Genomic DNA, 19,307 nt, shown 5'->3' with positions numbered 1-19,307 from the left:
GCCTTCGATGGCAAACCCCTCCTCCCGCTATGACCTGACCGGCCGCACCGCTCTCGTGACCGGTGCCGGCGGTCTGCTCGGGCGGCAGCATGTCGCCGCGCTCTCCGAGGCGGGCGCGCGCGTCGTCGTCACCGACGTCGGGCTTGCGCAAGCCGAAGCGGCTGTCGCCGCACTCGGGCAAAACGCACCGTCCGCCGATCTGGTCGCGATCGCGATCGACGTTACCTCGCAGGATTCGGTGCGCGCCGCGAACGAGCAGCTTGCCGGCCGCGGCATCACCGTCGACATCCTCGTCAACAACGCCGCCATCGATCCGAAGGTGACGTCGAGCCCCGGCGTCATGCACTCCTCGCGCTTCGAAGCGTTTCCGGTGCCGCAATGGCAGACCGAGATCGCCGTGGGTCTGACCGGTGCGATGCTGTGCGCGCAGGAGTTCGGCGGCCAGATGGCCAAACGCGGTCGGGGCGTGATCCTCAATATCGCCTCCGATCTCGGCGTGATCGCGCCGGACCAGCGGCTCTACCGGCAGCCGCTGGTGACGCGCGAAGAGGAACAGCCGGTGAAGCCCGTGACCTACTCCGTGATCAAGCACGGCCTGATCGGACTGACGAAATACCTGGCGACCTACTGGGCCGATCACGGCGTGCGCGTCAACGCGATCTCGCCCGGCGGCGTCTTCAACAACCAGGATCCCGCCTTCGTGGAGCGACTGACGCGCCTGATCCCGATGGGCCGCATGGCCGATGTCGACGAATACCGCGCGGCCGTGCAGTTCCTCTGCTCGGATGCATCGAGCTACATGACCGGACAGAACCTGGTGATGGACGGCGGCAGAAGCGTCTGGTAGCCACGTCAGACCCGAGCAGAAATCGGGTCGCGGCGGACGATCGTCTTGGCGATGCCATCGCTGGTCCGCGATCAATTGGCATCATCATCGAGGCGGCTTGCCCTTGCCTCGTTGACGTTCTCACGTAAGATCATTCGACGCTTCAAATTTGCGAGCCAAGTGGATTATCGCCCCGAAATTGATGGCCTTAGAGCCATCGCCGTTCTCTCGGTTATCCTCTTCCACGCGGGATTGAATGCGATTCCCGGCGGCTATCTCGGCGTCGACATCTTCTTCGTCATCAGTGGCTATCTGATAACCTCCATCATCAGCACCGAGTTGGAATCGGGCAAATTCACATTCGCAGCCTTTTACGAGAGGCGGGCGCGAAGAATACTGCCAGTACTCATTGTCGTTGTACTGGTCTGCGTTCCCTTCGTTCTCATCTTCATGCTTCCACGCGAGGTGCTGGAATTCTCGAAGAGCGTCATCGCCGTGTGCGTGTTCGCGTCGAATGTGTTTTTCTGGGCGCAGAGTGGCTACTTTGACAGAGCGGCCGAACTGAAGCCGCTGTTGCATACGTGGAGCCTTGGTGTCGAAGAGCAGTTCTACCTGGTTTTCCCCGTCCTCCTGATGCTCGCCCTGCGATTTGGTCGCAAGCGAGCCGGCGTACTGTTTGCCGCGATTGCAGTCGCAAGCATCGCCTATGCCCAATGGGGCCCCCAGACCAAGGAGGCCACCTTCTATTTGATACCAAGCCGGCTCTGGGAGTTGCTCGCTGGCACCCTATTGGCGCTATGGCCGGCGACGAAGTTGAGGGCCGAACTGCCGGATTCGGCGCTCGACATTTTCGTTCTGATCGGAATCGGACTCATCGGCTATGGCCTGCTGGACCACGGCGAAATCCGATACCCTGGTTTCCGCGCTCTACCGCCCGTGCTTGGCGCTTGCCTTGTCATCGCATTCGCAAGCGCACGGACGCGGACCGGAAAGCTCCTCGGAAGTCGAATTCCCGTATCGATCGGCCTCATCAGCTACGGCGCCTATCTATGGCACCAGCCGGTATTCGTTTTCGCCAGATTGAACGGCTTCGACCGGCCGAACGTTGGCGTGGCATTCGCGCTGACGGCGATTTCTCTCGTGCTGGCCGCCTTGACCTATCGCTTTGTCGAGCAGCCGGCCAGAGACCGCAAGTGGTTGGGAAGGCCGGCCCTGATTGCGCTTTGCTCGCTCGCGATGGGTTGTCTGGCCAGTACCAGCATCGTTGCGATCGCCACCAACGGATTCGAAAAGCAAGGCCTTTACTTCAGCAGCGACGATACCCGCCGTCTCTATGAATTGCTCGAGCGCAACACGGGCGGCGACTTCATGCGCGACATGGGCTCGGACGGCGATTGCGTGTTCTGGACGAACCAGTTCGAGCCTGCCGTATGGGGCCGGCTCATCGATTGCTCGAAAAGGTTCGGACCCGCGACCGTTGTTCTCGGGGATTCCCACGCGATGAACATCTACAATGCACTGTTCAGGAACAACTACGGCAAATTCGTCGTTGGCTTGGTCGGCCCGGGATGTCGGCCCTGGGCCAGGATTCCGGAATGTCCCTATATTGGCTTCGACAATTTCAGGGACGCTCATCGAGAGGTCGTGGGGACGGTCATCTTGCATTTCTCCGGATCTCACCTCGTGGTCGACGAACATGACCGGCAGGAGCCTGCCGATGTGCTGAGATTTGGAGGCAAGTACCACTTCAACGAACGCCCGATCGCCATGACGATCGATTACCTGCAAGCCATGTCGAAAATGRCCAGGACAATCTGGCTCGGTCCTTTTGTCGAATCGAGAATGGACTTCCGCGACCTCGAAAACATGAAACGGGTTGCGCGCGCAGGATTTCATCTCAATCCTCCGACGGTGGACATCTTTTCCGCGCTCGACAAGCACCTTCGCGGCAAAATTGGCCTGCAACCCAGGGACTTCCGGTTCATATCGTTCTCCGATGTCATCAACCAGGATGCAATCGGCCTGCTGAACGGCGATTGCCTGATGTACAGGGATTCCGATCATCTCAGCGTCTGCGGGGAAAGCATCATCGGAAAAGACCTGAAGGCGCTTCTTCCGAGATACACGTCCGTGGGCCGGTGATCGCGAGCGACCTCTAACGCATCAATTTTTGAACCGGACCGCCCGCTTTGGCGGGGCGCAATCCGGGCCCGGTCTCAGCCGCTGCCGGCTTGCGCATCGCGCTCGCCTTCCAGCAGCTTTCCAAGCGCTTCACTGGCCACGAAGGCGAGCCCACCCAGCGCAGGTATGATCAGTCGCGTCTCGGAAAAATCGGCGATGAAAAAGACGAGCCCCACATGGATCAAGCAGGCCGGAACGACCACGGCGATCGTCCGGCTCAGCGCAAACGTCCTCACGACAATGATTGCGAGCACGGGACTGGCGATGGCCACCACAAGCTTCATGGTTTGAAGATTGACGACGAGCTTGCTGAAATCGCCATTCGTGACCAGGAATGACCTGAAATCGGTTCCGGGATGCATCCAGATAAGCATCTTCGGCACTGCCACCGAAAGGCCGACCAGCGCGGCGAACACGGCCCATTCCTTCGGTGTCGGCCATCGCCGCTCGAAAGCTGCGAGGCCCAGAAGCGAGAACGCCGACGCGAACACGACGTCGGTACGCCCGAAACTGATGATCAGTCCGGAAATGATCGCGGCGGGATATCGCCGCGATGCCAGCAGAAAGAGCTGCCAGAACAACCCGCCCGCGATAAAGACGGGGGCCATGCGTCCCGGGTAGATTGCGATCTGCGTATAGAACGCAAAGGTCAGCAGGCAGAGCCACGTCGCAGTCGGCGACAGAAGCAGCGTCGCCAGCGCAAACACGGCAAGAAACGACAGAGAATCGAACAGGTAGTTCGCGACGATGTGGGTGTGGAACGTCGAACCCCCGTTGGTGCGGTCGTCGCCGAGGATCTGGACGTAGGCCTCGGTGATCTTTGCCAGCAACGGCCGCATGACGCCTTCCACAGCGTCCATATGGGCAAACTCGCGCTCGTGATCGAGGCTGAACTGCAGCTGCTCGCGCAGCAGGTTGGCCTCGTGCGCGGTGATCGACAGCGCGAGACAACAACTCACGAGCAGTCCCAGCGTGACCGGATTGAAGAAGCTCCTTCGGACCTTGAACAGGAGCACGAGCGGAACGAGCGCGACGACCACGTAGAAGGCAATTCCGACGTACCGCAGCACGCCCGGGAGATACCTGTCGGATAAATTCACCCACCACCAGGCGATGACCAGAACGTTCGAGATGGCCCAGAACCCCAGCACGAGGCCGAGGGATGGAGTCTTCATATGCTCGTCAAACTTCAGCAAGCGGCCAAGCCCGCCGGACCATGACAGCATTCCCCCGTGCTCCGACAATCGATGTCCTCAATTAATGCTGCAAAATGCCGGCGAGATTCATGTGCGCAGGGCGCGAATGCTCGATACCCAGCAGCGTCCGCCGGTTGTCGTTCGTGCGTTGCAGGTGCAGGCTCGCCAGCGTGACACCGGTGCAGGTGGTGACCGTGGTTCCGCGGCCGCCGAACGGCTTGAGGAAATCGAACACGCGGCTGCCGAACATGTCGACGACCGACATCTCGCGCGCCCCGAGCGGCGGAATCACGCCGAAGTCGCCCTCGATCTGCTCGCCGTCCTCGCGGATCAGCTTCGACGTCGGATGGGCGGCATGAGCGTATTCGGGATCGGAGGAGTGGTTGATCAGCATCAGGCTACTGACGATGTCCTGGTTCGCAATGATCTTCGGATTGATCCCGGTGAACCCGACATGTGCCTTGAGCCTGCCCTCGTTCAGCGGCCGGGCGAATGCGCCGGTGCGGTAGATCGCGACATTGTCCTGGTCGACATAGGTCATCGAATAGCTGGCGGGGGAAGAGCGAAAGCCGTCCATGCGTCCGCGCGACATCACGGCAACAACGAGATAGTCGTCCTGCGGCAGCCCGAGCGAGGCGAAAAGACGCGACAGCTCGATCTCGACGGAGGCGCCAGGCGCATAATTTTCCGGAAACTCGTAGGTCGCCCGGTAGTCGCCGTCGCGCGACAGGATATGCAGCCTGAACCTGAGCTTCTTGCTGAAGCCCGAGGCGACCAGGCTGGCGAGCTCGGGAACGAGATCCTTGACCGTTTCGCGAAAGTTCTTGCGCAGGCTGCCGGCGACGAGGCTGCGGAGATATCTGACGTCGAGCGGGCGGTACCATGCCGGAATCGAGAAGCCCATCCGGTTCTCAATTCCCGAAAACGTCGGGAACGTGAATCGGGGCTCGTAAGGCTTCCACGGAGTTGACGAGAAACGTGCCACGGACACCGCCCCTAGAAATGATGCAGGCTGAATTTGCCGTTCGCAAATTCATAGTAGCTGAACGGGCTCGCGATGTTGGTGCCCTTGAACTCGAGGGCGAAACCTTCGGCTTGGCCGATCAGCCGCTCGGCGTCGGGGAACAGGTCAAGCGTGCCAATGCGGACCGCCCCCATTGGCGAAATCTCCGGCAGCGCGCGTTCATCGAGGGCCCTGCCGTCCAACGCCATGAGTCGTGCCGTCCCAACCGACGCGCCTTCGGATGCCATGCAGGAGTTCACCAGCACCACGCCGGACTCTCTGAGCAAGCGTGTGAGATATGATTGCATCCAGGCGGAGGTCGGAAACGGGGCCGCGGCAACTGGCTCGCGCTCGTGCGACAGCGTGATCGCTCCATGCGGCGAATAGTATTGCGCGTAGTAGCCGGTCGTCACCTTGCGTCCCGGGCGAAGCTTGGTCTCCTGCTTCGGAATCAGCGCCATCGCCACCGTCCCCGAAATCCGTGGACACAGCTCCGAGGTCAGCAATTGCAGCTGTCCATTGCGGCCGAGCTCCCTGTGGAAATATCCTGCCGGCCTGCCCGCGCCGTCGAACAGCCAGACATGGGCATCCGCATCCGGATGGTCCTTGAGGAAAACGGAGAAATAGTTGAAGGCACAAACTTCCGTCGTGACGGTTTCGTCGTTGCGCAGGTAGAGCACGGCGGGGGGATAGCCCCTTGCGACAGCCTCGCCAATCTGCAATTCACCGGACATTCGACAAGACTCAGCGGGAGAGCAAGGGAAGATCGGCGCAGACCGAACCGGCGAATTTCCATAGATCATACGCGATGTTCTTGCCCGCATGCTAAAACGTCGCTGTAATACAAGGGCTTATTTACGCTCAGCCGATAGCGGAATCAACCTGGAATGGCACCGCGTCGAGCAATTCGAAATCGACGGCTAGCCCCGAACACGATCGTCATGCTCCCGTCTCTTGCGGCTGCGTGGCAGCATCGACACTCCGCTCGGGCTCTGCTCCTCGTACGGCCGCGGGGCTCCGTTCGCGATCATTGTCGCACTCGGCAATTGTCAGTTTCGCATAGGCCGGCCGGCCCCGCGCGCGGATGGCGCCAACTCGATCATCTTGTGGATTGTCGTTGCCGATCGCTCGCGATCCTGCCTGTCCCAGGAACCTTGCATTGCCCCTGCGGCTCCCGTATGACCGAATCCGGCCACGTGACTTGGTACTTGCCTGAACAGCCGGAAGATCGGCCTTTCCTGGACCTACACCGTGCTTCAACGACCGCTCGTCAGCATCAGTCCAATCACGACGTCCATTCCACCAAGGAACCGCTGACGTGCGCTGGCAAACAAAGGCGCGAGCGTTCTCGGTGCTGTCGCATATCCCCTTGGGCGAAGACATCCACTACGCCCTGCAGCGCTATGTCACACGACGGCTGCCGCGGCCCGAGAAGCAGGTCAGATCCATCTACACTCTTGCGCAGCGGCTGCTCGACGTCCACGAGAAGTACAGTCTCCGGCCGCTGCGGGATTCGACCTGCTTCGAGTTCGGCGCCGGGCGCGACCTGATCATTCCGCTGGCCTTCAGCGCGCACGGGGCCCGGCGGTTCATCACTGTCGACATCGAGCGCCTGGCCAAACTGGAGTTGATCCGCTCCAACGCCGCCATCATTTCTCGGGTCAGTGGCAACAGCCACCCCGATATGAATTCCCTGGAGGATCTCGAACGTTCGTGGCGGATCGAGTATCGCGCACCGGCCGATGCCCGGACGACGGGCCTGCCGGCCGGTTCGATCGACTGCGCGGTCTCCGTCGAAACGCTCGAGCACATTCCCAAGGGCGACATCGCGGCGATCTTGAAGGAACTGCGACGGATCATGCGTCCTGACGGACTGGTTCTCATGCAAATCGACTATGGCGACCACTTCAAGGGCTTCGATCCCTCCATCAGTTCGTTCAACTTCCTGACTTATTCCGAGGAGGATTGGGCGCCTTTCCAGTCGCGCTTCCAATACGTCAATCGTTTGCGTCACAGCGAGTATCTGCAGCTCTTTAGAGAGGCCGGGTTTGAGCTACTCAGCGATCAACCCGACCGCCGGACACCGGAGCAGCATATCCTGGAACGACTGGCACCATGCTTCAGAGGCTTCTCCGAAGAGGATCTGTTCACGCTCGGCTCCCTGATCGTTGGCCGCCCGGCCGACCTGTCAAAAGGAAATTGAAGATCGCCAGTTCCCGGCTGCTTGGCCGACGCCCCCGATAGAGATCGCGCAATGTGGACGACCACATTTGTCCTGACGTTCCTGTTCTTCCTGATCCAGCTCGGCACCGGGTTTTCGATTCTGGCCATTGCGCCGGCGAAGCTGGTCGACATGTGGCGGCTCACAAAGAGCCAGTTCATCGTTCTCGGATTTACCGTCGGCGCCTCCGCAACTGGCATTCTGCTCGGACTGCTATCGCTCTTCATAAGCGGCATATGGCTTCAATTCGCAATTATGGTAGCCGTATCCTGCTYCGGATTTGCCTGGTCGTGGCCCAACTGGCGCCCGGACGTCGGTGAGAGGCGTGCAGCAGCCGCCTGGTGCATCCTGTCGCTGCCGATTGCGCTCATGACCTGGTGGTGGACTTTCGGCGCATTTTCCAGCTTTCCCTACGGGGACATCGGCGCCGACGTTCACTGGATGAAGACGGCGCAAGAGTACGCCGATAGCGGCGTCATCAATCCCTATGCGGCTCAATCCTATGTCGATCTTCGTTCGGCGCTCGCAGGCGCTCTCGCCGGAACGCTCGGCCTGGACCTCCTGAGATTCAGCTGGACGTATCGCTTCTTCTCGGTCCTGTTCTTCCTGTTGGCTTTCTACGCCTTCGTGCAGGGCATTTTTGTCGATTCGCTTCGGAAGTGGATTGCCTTCTTCTTCGCCGCGACCGGCAATGCCGTCGTCTTGATGACGAACGGCAGCCTGGCCGTCGTCAGCAGTGTCGTCTTTCTCGGCGTGCTGATGGGCAATGCGGACCGGAAAGCGAACGGTCTGTCGATGGGATCGGCTGTGCTGCTGACCGCGGGCGCTGGCGCAACGCTCCTGCTCGTTTTCGCCGTCAACAACAATACGTTCACGCTTGCGTTGCTTATGGCCGGGCTATTGGTCCTCAGGATTCCGAGCATCCCCGATAGATATGCAGGGATCTCCTTTCTTGGTTGCATCTGGCCGGCGACGCTGCTGCTTGCACACCGCGGATCCTATCTGTTCGTTCCAACGGTAATGGCGGGCTGGCTTCTCTACCTCGCCATCATGCAGATGGTATCCGTGTGGCCGTCGCGCAGCATCGCGACCCTGCGACTTCTGTCCTTGGCATTGCCCTCGGTCATTGCCGGAATTGTCGTCTGCGTCGCAGGAATGCGCTTCGGCTACATCCCATCCATGAGCGCCAACGAGACGTTCTCCTCGATCACCGGACTGATCCTGGACAGAAAGATCGAGGGCGGCGAGGAGCTATTCCTGGGCGCCGGACCACAGGTCGCCGTGATCGAGCTTGGCCGGGCAATCGGCCCACTTTTCTCCATCTGCATCGCGCTGGGCGTTGCATGGTGGTGGATGACCCGACCGGTCTTTCGCGATCCATCGGGTGCAATCAAAACTCCGACCGAAAGCTTCCTGGTACTCGTGTGGTCCTGGATTGCCGGCTGCGGTCTGAGCCTGGCCGTACTGTCAGGCTTCCCGTTCCTCTACCGCGCCAGCGCAATCATCCTGGCGCTGTTCACGATCACGGCGACCGAGACATTCTGTCAGTTGCTCATCGATCCCTTTCCTTCCTCCCCGCGTCGGCGGGCCCTGGTCGCGACCGCGGTTGCCCTGCTTGCGGCCATTCTCGTGGTTACGATCTACGCGTTTGCCTGGCGGACCGACCTGCCCTTTGCTGGTTACCAGGCGTTCCTCCGGCCGACGGAATTCGCGGGCGTCGTGCTGTTGATGGCCCTCGCGTTGTTGACCTTGGCCGGATCGAGACCGATCYACATTTGCGCTCTCGTGGGCGTCATGGGGTTGGGCGTTGCCGTCGACAGGGCCGGCCTGTCCGGCATGACCAGGAGCTACAGCTACGGCGCGCTTCCGGACAGCGCGACGGTCGTTTCCCACTACAACGCCGACGATCTTGAAGTCGCCCGCTGGCTCCACGACAATCTGCGAAAAGGGATCATTCTCTCCGACCCGTATACGTTGGGCATGATCCAGGCGATCACCGGCGCTCCGGCCGCCTATCTGTTCTCCAATCTGGATACTGTGAACGGAGCGGTCGCGAAGCGGTCAAAATCGGTCCTGCACGCAATCCTCCAGCCGGCCGAGGCAGGCAGCAGGCTTGAAAGCGCTTGCGGCTTGATCATGCCCCTGGTGGGGGCGATCAATTCGGAGACCTACTTCCAGATGCGAAGGACCGATGCGTTGAGCGGATTCATGCGAGCCGTCCGCAGCCCAACGTCGCAGGAATCGGCCGGGGAGCCCTCCGACGCGACTGGGGCTGCAATCCCGGAAGTGACGAATGAGGAAGCCAGGTCCACGATCGAGAACATTCTGGAGACGGGTGAGAATGCCTGGAACCTGGTCGCGATCATCACGCCCCGGACGATCGAGTGGACACATCTGGCGGCCGACCAGCGTCTCAGCTATTTCCCTCCGATGGAGCCGATGGAGCCCGCCACCGTCGACGCGCTTCGCGCGAGCCCGTTTCCGGTGCTGTTTGCCAACAAGCAAACGGTGGTGGTTCGCATTCCCTGTACGCGCTGACAAGAAAAGGGGACGGAAATTGACGCTCGCATTGTTCCGGATCGGGGTTAGGATCCCCGGTCCAAGCTGTGAAACTGGCACCTCATGCTGAGACAGGCTGTCATCCTCGTCGGAGGCCTCGGCACGCGGCTCGGCGATCGCACCAAGCTGGTTCCGAAGCCGATGCTGGACATCGGCGGGCGGCCGTTTCTCGACACGCTGATTGATGAACTCATCCGCTATGACGTCTTCGACGAGATTCTGATGCTTGCCGGCCACAAGGCCGAACTGGTCGAGGCGCATTATGCCGGTGTGACCAGGGGCCGGGCGAAGATCGTGGTGTCCCGTGAGACGGAGCCGCTCGGCACCGGCGGTGCGCTGGTTCACGCAGCCCATCTCCTGCACGAGCGTTTCCTGCTGCTCAACGGCGATTCCCTGTTCGACTTCAACCTGCTCGACCTGATCGCGCGTGCAGGCGCCGGCGGCGTCCACATGGCGCTGCGCGCCGGGGTCGAAGGCGACCGCTACGGGCGTGTCGTCATGGATGGAGACGTGGTGCACGCATTCGTCGCCCCTGGTGCGGGCGCGACGGGACCGGTGAATGCCGGTGTGTACGTTGTCGACAAGTCCGTCATCGCCAGCATCAGCCGGCTTCCTGCTTCGCTGGAGCAGGACGTATTCCCCGGCCTCGCCAGCAGTGGCGCGCTGCGCGGCACAGCCTATCGCGGCTATTTCATCGACATCGGCATCCCCGATGACTTCGCGCGCGCCGATCGCGAATTGCGGGAGAAGCTGCGGCGTCCCGCCGTGTTTTTCGACCGCGACGGCGTGCTCAATCATGATTCAGGATACACTTTCGAGACGCACAAGCTCGAATGGATCGAGGGCGCGCGCGAGGCCGTGAAGGCGATCAACGACGCCGGCTATTTCGCTTTCGTCATCACCAACCAGTCCGGCGTCGCGCGCGGTTATTACGAGGAGCATCACGTCGTCGCCTTGCACCGCTGGATGGCGGACCAGATGGCACGGACCGGCGCGCATATCGACGCCTTCGAATATTGCCCCGACCACCCCGACGGCACGGTCGCGCGCTATTGCCGCACGAGCGACCGGCGCAAGCCGGCGCCGGGTATGATCACCGACCTTGCGCAGCGTTTTCCGGTCGACATGACGCGCAGCATGGTGATCGGAGACAAGCCGAGCGACATGGAGGCAGCGCAGGCCGCAGGCGTTGCGGGCCACTTGTTCGAAGGCGGGAATCTGGAGGCATTCGTGAAACAACGGCTGGGCCCGGCCGGAAAAGTCTAGGCCCACGTCACGAAAACTGCTGAATCGCCCGGCATTTGGCCAATGTCCGAGGCCGCTCTGTTGCACGCAACCGCCAGTGTGCTATAGCGCCATCCTGTTGCGAATACTGGCTTAATCGCCTTCTGGGGTCCGGCATGGAAGATCTGAAGGACGCCCGCGTCCTCGTCACCGGCAGCGACGGCTTCATCGGCTCGCATGTCGTCGAGGAACTGGTGAAGGCCGGCGCTCGCGTCAAGGCGGTCGTCTACTACAACTCCTTCAACTCCTGGGGCTGGCTGGACACGGTACCCGCCGACATCATGAAGTCGGTGGAGGTGGTGGCCGGCGACATCCGCGATCCGCATTTCATGATCGCGGCCGCCAACGGCTGCACCGACGTGCTGCACCTGGCGGCGCTGATCGCGATTCCCTTCTCTTATGTCGCGCCCGATTCCTACGTCGAGACCAATGTGCGCGGCACGGTGAACGTGCTTCAGGCGGCACGCATGGCCGGCGTGCGGCGCTTCGTGCAGACCTCGACCAGCGAGGTCTACGGCACGGCGCAGACAGTTCCGATCAAGGAGAGCCATCCGCTGGTCGGACAGTCCCCCTACTCGGCCTCGAAGATCGCCTCCGACCAGATGGCGCTGTCGTTCCACGCATCGTTCGACATGCCTGTCGTCGTCATCAGGCCGTTCAACACCTACGGCCCGCGGCAGTCGGCGCGCGCGGTGATCCCGACGATCATCAGCCAGATCGCAACCGGCAAGCGGACGATCCGCCTTGGCGCCGTCAGCCCGACGCGCGATTTCTCGTTCGTCACCGACACCGCACGTGGCCTGATCGCGGGCCTCACCGCGCCCGCGGAGCAGGTCGTCGGCCAGACCATCAATCTCGGCAGCGGCTTTGAGATCTCGGTCGGCGCGACCGCGCAGATGATCGCCGATGTCATGGGGACGGCGATTGAGATCGAGACCGACGAAGCGCGCTTGCGTCCCGCCAACAGCGAGGTCGAGCGGCTCTGGGCCGATAACTCGAAGGCTCGCCAGCAGCTCGGCTGGAGCCCGGAGTTCGGCGGCGTCGAAGGCATGCGGCGTGGCATGGTCGAGACCGTGAACTGGTTCACCAATCCCACAAACCTCAGCCGCTACAAGGCTGATGTCTACAATGTCTGAGGAGATGGTGGACAATCCCGTGACCAGATCAGACTTCGAGCCGAAGACGATCGTCGATGCCGTGCGGCGCGCGGTGGGAACGCCGAACGGAATCCTCGGCCTGCACGAACCGGTGTTTGCCGGCAACGAGATCGCCTACCTCGAGGAATGCATCAAGAGCACCTTCGTCTCCTCGGTCGGCCCGTTCGTCGACCGGTTCGAGCGCATGCTGGAGGAGGTCACTGGAGCCAAACGCGCGGTCGCGGTCGTCAACGGCACGGCAGCGCTGCATGCCTGCTTCCGCCTCGCCGGCGTCGAGCCGGGCGACGAGGTGATTTCGCCGGCCCTGACCTTCATCGCGACGACGAACGCGATCGCCTATTGCGGCGCGACGCCGCATTTCGTTGACAGCTCGCTCGAAACGCTCGGCATGGACGCGCGCGCGCTCGCGGTGCGGCTCGATGCGATCGCGGAGAAGACGGCAACGGGCACCATCAACCGCGAAACCGGCCGGCGCATCGCCGCGATCGCCCCGATGCACACGTTCGGCCACCCCGTAGATCTGGACGCGATCGCCGCACTTGCCGACGAATGGGACATCGCGCTGGTCGAAGACGCAGCGGAATCGCTCGGCTCGACCTACAAGGGCCATGCGGTCGGGTCCCGGGCGCGCCTTGCCGCGCTCAGCTTCAATGGCAACAAGATCGTCACCACAGGGGGCGGTGGCGCGATCCTTACCAATGACGAAGAGCTCGGACGCCGCGCCAAGCACCTGACCACGACGGCGAAGCTGCCGCACAAATGGGCCTTCATCCACGACGAGGTCGGCTTCAACTATCGCTTGCCGAACCTGAACGCCGCGCTCGGTTGCGCGCAGCTCGAACAGCTCGACGGGTTCCTCACAAGCAAGCGCAAGGTCGCTGCGGCCTATCAGCGCGCCTTTGCGGACATTCCCGGCGTCCATTTCGCGCGCGAGCCGAAGGACACGACGAGCAATTACTGGCTGAACGCGATCCTGCTCGACGAAACCCATGCCGACCGGCGCGACGACTTGCTCGCCGCGCTCAACGACGCCGGCTTCGGCGCGCGTCCGGTCTGGACCTTGATGCACAAGCTGCCGATGTTCGCCCAAAGCCCGCGCGGCGACCTTGCGACCGCCGAATCGATCGAGCGGCGGCTGATCAACCTGCCCAGCAGCGCCAGCATCAGGGTCAGCGATGAATAATGCCGCGCGCAAGATTTGCTTTGTTACCGGCAGCCGCGCCGACTTCGGCCTGCTGGTCTGGCCGATGCGCGCGATCCGCCAGACGCCTGGCCTGAAGCTTCAGCTCGTCGCCACCGGCATGCATTTCGCGCCGGAGTTCGGCTACACTTTCGACGCCATCCGCGACGAGGGTTTTGAGGTCGACGAGTGCGTCGAGACGCTGCTCAGCAGCGACACCGGCGTCGGCGTCGCGAAATCGGTCGGGCTCGGCGTGATCGGCTTTGCCGATGCCTTCGCGCGGCTGCAACCGGATCTCGTGGTCGTGCTCGGCGACCGCTTCGAGATGTTTGCGGCAGCCCAGGCCGCGATGTTCATGCGACTGCCGATGGCGCATCTGTTCGGTGGCGACGTGACCGAGGGCGCGGTCGACGAATCCACGCGCCACGCCATCAGCAAGATGTCGCATCTGCATTTCACCAGCAATCAGGGCTCGACGCAGCGCCTGACCCAGCTCGGCGAGCATCCGTCCCGCATTCACACCATCGGCTCGGTCGGCATCGACGCCATCAAGCATCTCGATCTGATGGACCGCGACAGCCTTGGCCGCGCGGTTGGGATGCCGCTCGGCGAACGCAATGCGCTCGTCACCTTCCACCCGGTCACGGTCGAGGCCGGCCGCTCGATGGCCGAGCTGGACGAGCTGTTCGCGGCCCTGTCGGCGCTCGATCCGGCCTTCGGTCTGGTCTTCACGCTCGCCAATGCCGATGCCGAGGGCCGTGCGCTGAACGGCCGGATCGAAGCCTTTGCGGCGACCCGGCCGAACACGATCGCAGTCGCCTCGCTCGGCCAGCTCCGCTATCTCAGCCTGATGAGCCAGGTCGATGTGGTGATCGGCAACTCCTCGAGCGGCATCCTCGAAGCGCCGTCATTCGGCGTTCCCACGGTCGACATCGGCGATCGTCAGAAGGGACGCGAGCGCGCGGCCTCGGTGTTTCACGCGGCGCCCGAGCGCGGCGCGATCACCGCCGCCATGTCGCAAGCGCTCCAGCGCGGCCGGCAGGCCACCGTCAACCCTTACGGCGACGGCGAATCCAGCCGGCGATTTGCCGACATCATCGCCGGCATCCCCGATTTCAGGCCGCTTCTCGCAAAGGGCTTTTACGAGCTTCCGGCAAGTGGAGCGCTGACATGACGACGAATACGCTGATCATCGCGGAAGCCGGCGTCAATCATGACGGCAGCCTGGAGAAGGCGCTGGCGCTGGTCGATGCGGCCGCCGAGGCGGGCGCCGACATCGTCAAGTTCCAGACCTTCAATGCGAAGGCGCTGGCGGGCGGCGCGGCGAAGAAGGCAGACTACCAGCAACGCACCACGGACGCCGCCGAGAGCCAGCTTGCCATGCTGGAACGGCTCGAACTGCCGCAAGCCGCGCATCACACCCTGATTGCGCGCGCCGAGCAGCGGGGCATCGAGTTCCTGTCGACACCGTTTGACGACGCCTCGCTCGCCTTTCTGCGGTCGCTGAAGCTGGCGCGCGTCAAGATCGGATCGGGGGACCTTACCAATGCGCCGTTGCTGCATGCGGCGGCGCGGTCCGGCGCCACGCTGATCCTGTCGACCGGCATGGCGACGCTCGGCGAGATCGAGGAAGCGCTTGGCGTACTGGCTCATGGCTACGGCCAGCGCAACGATCCGGCCAGCATTGCCTCCTTCCGCGCGGCATGGCGCGATCCGGAGGCACGCGCGGCGCTGACGCGGCACGTCAGCCTGCTCCATTGCACCACCGAATATCCCTGTCCGACCGGCGACGTGAACCTCGCCGCAATGGCGACCATGCGATCCGCGTTCCAGCTTCCAGTCGGCTATTCCGATCACACTGACGGTTTCGAGATTTCGGTGGCCGCGGTTGCGCTCGGCGCCACGACAATCGAAAAGCACCTGACGCTCGACCGCAAAGCGCCCGGTCCCGACCACGCCGCCTCGCTCGAGCCGGACGACTTCAAGCAGATGGTTGCGGCCATCCGCAACGTGGAACGTGCGCTCGGCGACGGCGTGAAGGCGCCGAAAGAATCCGAGATCAGGAACGTGCCGGTCGCGCGCAAGAGCATCGTGGCGGCGCGGGCGCTGAAGGCCGGCGAGACCATCGGCCCGGCCGACATCACCGCCAAGCGGCCCGGCGCGGGCCGGCCGCCGATCGACTACTGGTCGCTGATCGGAACGGCGGCGCCACGGGCGCTCGAACCGGACGATCCACTCTAGCTCTGTGGCCGTGCCGGAATTCCGCGCAGCATGGACCCTTGCGGGCATGAGGCGGTGACGACGGAGCCCATCGCGACGAGCGTCTCGCTGCCGATGGAAATATGATCCCTGATCCGGCTACCGAGACCAATAAAGCAATCGTCGCCGATCTGCGCGCCGCCGCCGACCACGGTTCCCGGCGACAGATGCGTGTAGTCTCCAATCCGCACATCATGCTCGACGACGACGCCCGAGTTGACGATGCAGTGATCGCCGACCCAGCTTCGCGCATTGACGATCGCACCCGGCATGATGACGACGCCCGCACCGATCCTCGCCGATGGAGAGACGAACGCATGCGGGTGAATGACCGACGCCCAGCGGTTGACTTGCATTCGGGCGATCATCCGCCGTCGCGCAGGCCCCGCCTGAAGCGTTCCGACTCCGACGACGAAGGCCGCATTCGGATAGTTCGGCGCGGCGGCGTCGGTTCCGAGATAGCTGATGTCGCCGAGCGTTCCCGGCTGGCGATCGAGGAAGCCGACGAGCTTGAACTGGCCGGACAACAGCGCCGCCTCGTAGACCATGAAGGCATGCTCGCCGCCGCCTATGATGATGAGATCGTCCATCGCGATTCCCCTGCGCCGGGCGATCCTAACGGCCGGACCGCGGGTCTTCAAACCACCGATTCGTGCCGCGAAACGCTGAGGTTAACGGGCCCGCCCGGGGAGGCCGGCCGGGGTTGACGCCGCCTCTCGCAGCCGCGATATAGCAGACTCAGCCGTGGGCCGCCCCCGATATCTGGCGTATACGAGGCAGATTGCCATGAAATCCTGGCGTAAGGCCATCGTCGGAGCGCAGGCGACCGTGGGCGAGGCCATTGCCGCGATCGAGAGCGGCAGCATCCAGATTGCGCTCGTTCTCGACGACCAGAATCGCCTGCTCGGCGTCGTCACCGACGGCGACGTCAGACGGGGCCTGCTGCGCGGCATTCCGCTCGCCGGACTTGCAACCGACATCATGAACCGCACGCCGGTGTCGGCGCCCGCGACGCTGCCGCGCGACGACCGCCTGCACCTGATGCGGCAGAAATCGATCAAGCAGCTCCCGCTCGTCGACGAGGGCGGCCATCTGATCGTGGTCGAGACGCTCGATGAGCTGCTCGAACCGCGCCATTATCCGAATCCAGTCCTGATCATGGCGGGCGGGCTCGGCGAGCGCCTGGGCGCGCTGACGCGCGAGGTGCCGAAGCCGATGCTCAATGTCGGCGGCCGGCCGCTGCTCGAAACCATCGTCCGCAACGTCGTGCAGCAGGGCTTCGGCAACATCTTCATCTCGGTCAATTACAAGGCCGACATCATCAAGGACCACTTTGCCGATGGTGCCGCCTTCGGCGCCAACATCGCGTATGTGCACGAAACCGAGCGCCTCGGGACCGCCGGCGCGCTCGGACTCTTTCCGACGCTGCCGGACCTGCCGATGATCGTCACCAACGGCGACATCCTCACCACGATCAATTACGCCTCGCTTCTCGACTTCCACAACGGGACAGCGGCGGAAGCGACGATGGCCGTGCGCGAGCACAAGGTGCATGTCCCGTATGGCGTGGTTTCCACCTCGGACGGGTTTCTCCAGACCATTCGCGAGAAGCCGACCGAGAGCTGGTTCGTCAGTGCCGGCATCTATGTGATCGGCAGCTCCGTGTTCGGCCATGTCCCGCCCGGCGTCAGGATCGACATGCCGACCGTGCTGGAGCGCGTGATCGCCAGCGACGGGCGCGTCGCGGTCTACCCGATCCGCGAATACTGGCTCGACATCGGCCGCATGGAGGATTTCGAGCAAGCGCACGCGGAGTTTCATGAGGTCTTCCTGTGACCTCGACAAAAGCCGTCGTGATCGGCCTCGGCTCGATCGGAACGCGGCATGCGCGGATCCTGCGCGAGCTCGGTCTTGAGGTCGCGACCGTCAGCCGCCGCGACGGCGGCGACTACGGTTCGATCGCACAGGCTGTCGCGGACGCGCATCCCGACTACGCGGTGATCGCCACCGAGACCGCGCGCCATGCGGACAATCTGCAAGAGCTCGCCCAGGCCGGATTCCACGGCACGGTCCTGGTCGAGAAGCCGCTGTTCGCATCACCGGCGCCGCCACCGAAATATCCGTTCGCCCATGTCAGCGTCGGATACAATCTGCGCTTCCACCCGGTGATGACGGCACTTGCCGAGAGATTGCGCGGGCGCGAGGTGATCACCGTCGCCGCCTATGTCGGCCAGGACATCAGGGACTGGCGGCCCGGCCGCGATCATCGTGCGACCGCCTCCGCCACGGCCGACGCCGGCGGCGGCGTGCTGAGGGATCTCAGCCACGAACTGGATTATCTCTTGTGGCTGTTCGGGCCGTGGCATCGCGTCGCAGCGCTGGGCGGCGCCTCCGGCGCGCGCGACATCGACGTCGACGACCATCTCGACCTGCTGCTCGATATGCAGCGGGCGCCATCCGTCCACGTCCACATGGACTATCTCGACCGCCAGGGCATCCGCCGCATTCGCGTCAATGTCGACGACGACACCATCGAGGCCGATCTCGTCGGCAGCCGCCTCGCGGTCAACGGCAAGGCGACGGACATCGCCAGCGAGCGCGACCAAAGCTATCGCGACATGCATGTCGCGGCCATGCGTGGCGCGAGGCCGGTCTGCTCGCTGCCCGAGGCGCTCGGGGTCGTGCATCTGATCGACGCCAGCGAGCGCGCGTTGCGCACCAAGACGTGGATCTCGCCATGAGTCTCGTCTGCACGATCTGCGCGCGGGGTGGCTCGAAGGGGGTCGTCGGCAAAAATGCGCGCGATCTCCTCGGCAAGCCGGTGCTCGCGTGGAGCATCGAGCAGGCGCGCGAAACCGGCCTGTTCCAGGCGATCGCCTTCAGCAGCGATTCGGACGCCCTGCTCGACGCGGCGCTGCAGGCCGGCGCCGACATCGCGGTCAAGCGTCCGGACGAGATGGCGACCGATACCGCGCCGAAGCTGCCGGCGATCCGCCATTGTCTCGAACAGGCCATCGCGCGAACGGGCGTGACGCCGGAGATCTTCGTCGATCTCGACGTCACCTCGCCGCTCAGGCTCGCCTCCGATATCACCGGCGCGGTGGCGTTGTTGCAAGACAGCGGCGCGCGCAATGTCATTACCGGCGCGCCGGCGCGCCGCTCGCCCTATTTCAACCTGGTCGAGCAGCGCACCGACGGCAGCGTCGGCCTCTCCAAACCTGCGGAGCCTCCGATCACCCGCCGGCAGGATGCGCCGCGCTGCTTCGACATGAACGCGTCGATCTATGTCTGGCGCGTCGCGCCGTTCCTGGCGCAGCCCGCGGTATTCTATCCGGACACTCGCCTGTTCGAGATGCCGGAAGAGCGGTCGATCGATATTGATTCGGATCTCGATTTTGCGTTGGTGGAGCTGCTGCTGCGCCAGCGACAGGCGGCCTGAGG

At 63.3% G+C, this 19,307-nt stretch carries 16 protein-coding genes; 12 read left to right on the top strand and 4 right to left on the bottom strand.

Annotation, left to right across the window (positions count from 1 at the left end):
* Positions 1-7 precede the first annotated feature (7 nt).
* Complete coding sequence (locus ACXJMY_RS19350; protein WP_456620934.1) at positions 8-847, top strand: SDR family oxidoreductase; 840 nt, start codon at positions 8-10, stop codon at positions 845-847.
* A gap of 51 nt (positions 848-898) precedes the next feature.
* Positions 899-2,968, top strand: coding sequence for an acyltransferase family protein (locus ACXJMY_RS19345; RefSeq protein ID WP_456620994.1), 2,070 nt, complete (start codon positions 899-901; stop codon positions 2,966-2,968).
* Positions 2,969-3,042: 74 nt separating this feature from the next.
* Here ACXJMY_RS19345 and ACXJMY_RS19340 read toward each other — a convergent pair whose 3' ends face one another.
* The 3 genes from ACXJMY_RS19340 to ACXJMY_RS19330 form a co-directional block, all read right to left on the bottom strand.
* Entirely contained in the window at positions 3,043-4,182 is a 1,140-nt protein-coding gene (locus ACXJMY_RS19340) for a hypothetical protein (protein WP_456620933.1), read from the bottom strand.
* Between the two features lie 82 nt (positions 4,183-4,264).
* Positions 4,265-5,107 (bottom strand): hypothetical protein, encoded by an 843-nt coding sequence (locus ACXJMY_RS19335; protein WP_456620932.1) that lies wholly within the window; start codon positions 5,105-5,107, stop codon positions 4,265-4,267.
* A 92-nt stretch (positions 5,108-5,199) separates the two neighbouring features.
* The gene (locus ACXJMY_RS19330) at positions 5,200-5,940 is read right to left on the bottom strand and encodes a hypothetical protein (protein ID WP_456620931.1); all 741 of its coding nucleotides are present in this window, start codon (positions 5,938-5,940) and stop codon (positions 5,200-5,202) included.
* Between the two features lie 584 nt (positions 5,941-6,524).
* On the opposite strand from ACXJMY_RS19330, the gene ACXJMY_RS19325 reads away from it, so the two are divergent.
* From ACXJMY_RS19325 to neuB, 7 genes are all read left to right on the top strand, one after another.
* Positions 6,525-7,409, top strand: coding sequence for a class I SAM-dependent methyltransferase (locus tag ACXJMY_RS19325; protein ID WP_456620930.1), 885 nt, complete (start codon positions 6,525-6,527; stop codon positions 7,407-7,409).
* 51 nt (positions 7,410-7,460) lie between these two features.
* On the top strand, positions 7,461-9,965 hold the full coding sequence (locus ACXJMY_RS19320) for a hypothetical protein (protein ID WP_456620929.1): 2,505 nt from the start codon (positions 7,461-7,463) through the stop codon (positions 9,963-9,965).
* 84 nt (positions 9,966-10,049) lie between these two features.
* Positions 10,050-11,252 carry an HAD-IIIA family hydrolase gene (locus ACXJMY_RS19315; RefSeq protein WP_456620928.1) on the top strand — a complete coding sequence of 401 codons (1,203 nt, stop codon included), beginning with the start codon at positions 10,050-10,052 and terminating at the stop codon, positions 11,250-11,252.
* 134 nt (positions 11,253-11,386) lie between these two features.
* Complete coding sequence (locus ACXJMY_RS19310) at positions 11,387-12,406, top strand: NAD-dependent 4,6-dehydratase LegB (protein ID WP_456620927.1); 1,020 nt, start codon at positions 11,387-11,389, stop codon at positions 12,404-12,406.
* A gap of 19 nt (positions 12,407-12,425) precedes the next feature.
* The gene (locus ACXJMY_RS19305) at positions 12,426-13,610 is read left to right on the top strand and encodes a LegC family aminotransferase (protein ID WP_456620926.1); all 1,185 of its coding nucleotides are present in this window, start codon (positions 12,426-12,428) and stop codon (positions 13,608-13,610) included.
* A complete protein-coding gene (gene neuC / locus ACXJMY_RS19300) occupies positions 13,603-14,781 on the top strand; it encodes a UDP-N-acetylglucosamine 2-epimerase (RefSeq protein ID WP_456620925.1) in 1,179 nt (392 codons plus the stop codon). The genes ACXJMY_RS19305 and neuC overlap by 8 nt, the downstream gene beginning before the upstream one ends.
* Positions 14,778-15,848 carry an N-acetylneuraminate synthase gene (neuB, locus tag ACXJMY_RS19295; RefSeq protein WP_456620924.1) on the top strand — a complete coding sequence of 357 codons (1,071 nt, stop codon included), beginning with the start codon at positions 14,778-14,780 and terminating at the stop codon, positions 15,846-15,848. Before neuC ends, neuB begins: the two co-directional genes overlap by 4 nt.
* Here the strand turns inward: neuB and ACXJMY_RS19290 are convergent.
* Positions 15,845-16,456 carry an acetyltransferase gene (locus ACXJMY_RS19290; protein WP_456620923.1) on the bottom strand — a complete coding sequence of 204 codons (612 nt, stop codon included), beginning with the start codon at positions 16,454-16,456 and terminating at the stop codon, positions 15,845-15,847. The genes neuB and ACXJMY_RS19290 overlap by 4 nt on opposite strands.
* A 196-nt stretch (positions 16,457-16,652) precedes the next feature.
* Between ACXJMY_RS19290 and ACXJMY_RS19285 the strand changes: the two genes are divergently transcribed.
* The 3 genes from ACXJMY_RS19285 to ACXJMY_RS19275 are packed head-to-tail and all read left to right on the top strand — an operon-like array spanning position 16,653 to position 19,305.
* Positions 16,653-17,702: a nucleotidyltransferase family protein gene (locus ACXJMY_RS19285; protein WP_456620922.1), complete on the top strand. Its 1,050-nt coding sequence runs from the start codon at positions 16,653-16,655 to the stop codon at positions 17,700-17,702.
* On the top strand, positions 17,699-18,607 hold the full coding sequence (locus tag ACXJMY_RS19280) for a Gfo/Idh/MocA family protein (RefSeq protein WP_456620921.1): 909 nt from the start codon (positions 17,699-17,701) through the stop codon (positions 18,605-18,607). Before ACXJMY_RS19285 ends, ACXJMY_RS19280 begins: the two co-directional genes overlap by 4 nt.
* A complete protein-coding gene (locus tag ACXJMY_RS19275) occupies positions 18,604-19,305 on the top strand; it encodes an acylneuraminate cytidylyltransferase family protein (RefSeq protein WP_456620920.1) in 702 nt (233 codons plus the stop codon). Before ACXJMY_RS19280 ends, ACXJMY_RS19275 begins: the two co-directional genes overlap by 4 nt.
* Positions 19,306-19,307 lie beyond the last annotated feature (2 nt).

The sequence above is a fragment of the Bradyrhizobium sp. P5_C12 genome, assembly GCF_054049735.1.
This window is presented reverse-complemented; position numbering and strand designations above follow the sequence as displayed.

What these genes read in the sequence shown, in the direction of transcription:
- neuB (WP_456620924.1), top strand. Translation starts at nt 14,778, where the DNA reads ATGACGACGAATACGCTGATCATCGCGGAAGCCGGCGTCAATCATGAC.
- ACXJMY_RS19350 (WP_456620934.1), top strand. Translation starts at nt 8, where the DNA reads ATGGCAAACCCCTCCTCCCGCTATGACCTGACCGGCCGCACCGCTCTC.
- ACXJMY_RS19285 (WP_456620922.1), top strand. Translation starts at nt 16,653, where the DNA reads ATGAAATCCTGGCGTAAGGCCATCGTCGGAGCGCAGGCGACCGTGGGC.
- ACXJMY_RS19310 (WP_456620927.1), top strand. Translation starts at nt 11,387, where the DNA reads ATGGAAGATCTGAAGGACGCCCGCGTCCTCGTCACCGGCAGCGACGGC.
- ACXJMY_RS19335 (WP_456620932.1), bottom strand. Translation starts at nt 5,107, where the DNA reads ATGGGCTTCTCGATTCCGGCATGGTACCGCCCGCTCGACGTCAGATAT.
- ACXJMY_RS19330 (WP_456620931.1), bottom strand. Translation starts at nt 5,940, where the DNA reads ATGTCCGGTGAATTGCAGATTGGCGAGGCTGTCGCAAGGGGCTATCCC.
- ACXJMY_RS19340 (WP_456620933.1), bottom strand. Translation starts at nt 4,182, where the DNA reads ATGAAGACTCCATCCCTCGGCCTCGTGCTGGGGTTCTGGGCCATCTCG.
- ACXJMY_RS19275 (WP_456620920.1), top strand. Translation starts at nt 18,604, where the DNA reads ATGAGTCTCGTCTGCACGATCTGCGCGCGGGGTGGCTCGAAGGGGGTC.
- neuC (WP_456620925.1), top strand. Translation starts at nt 13,603, where the DNA reads ATGAATAATGCCGCGCGCAAGATTTGCTTTGTTACCGGCAGCCGCGCC.
- ACXJMY_RS19290 (WP_456620923.1), bottom strand. Translation starts at nt 16,456, where the DNA reads ATGGACGATCTCATCATCATAGGCGGCGGCGAGCATGCCTTCATGGTC.
- ACXJMY_RS19315 (WP_456620928.1), top strand. Translation starts at nt 10,050, where the DNA reads ATGCTGAGACAGGCTGTCATCCTCGTCGGAGGCCTCGGCACGCGGCTC.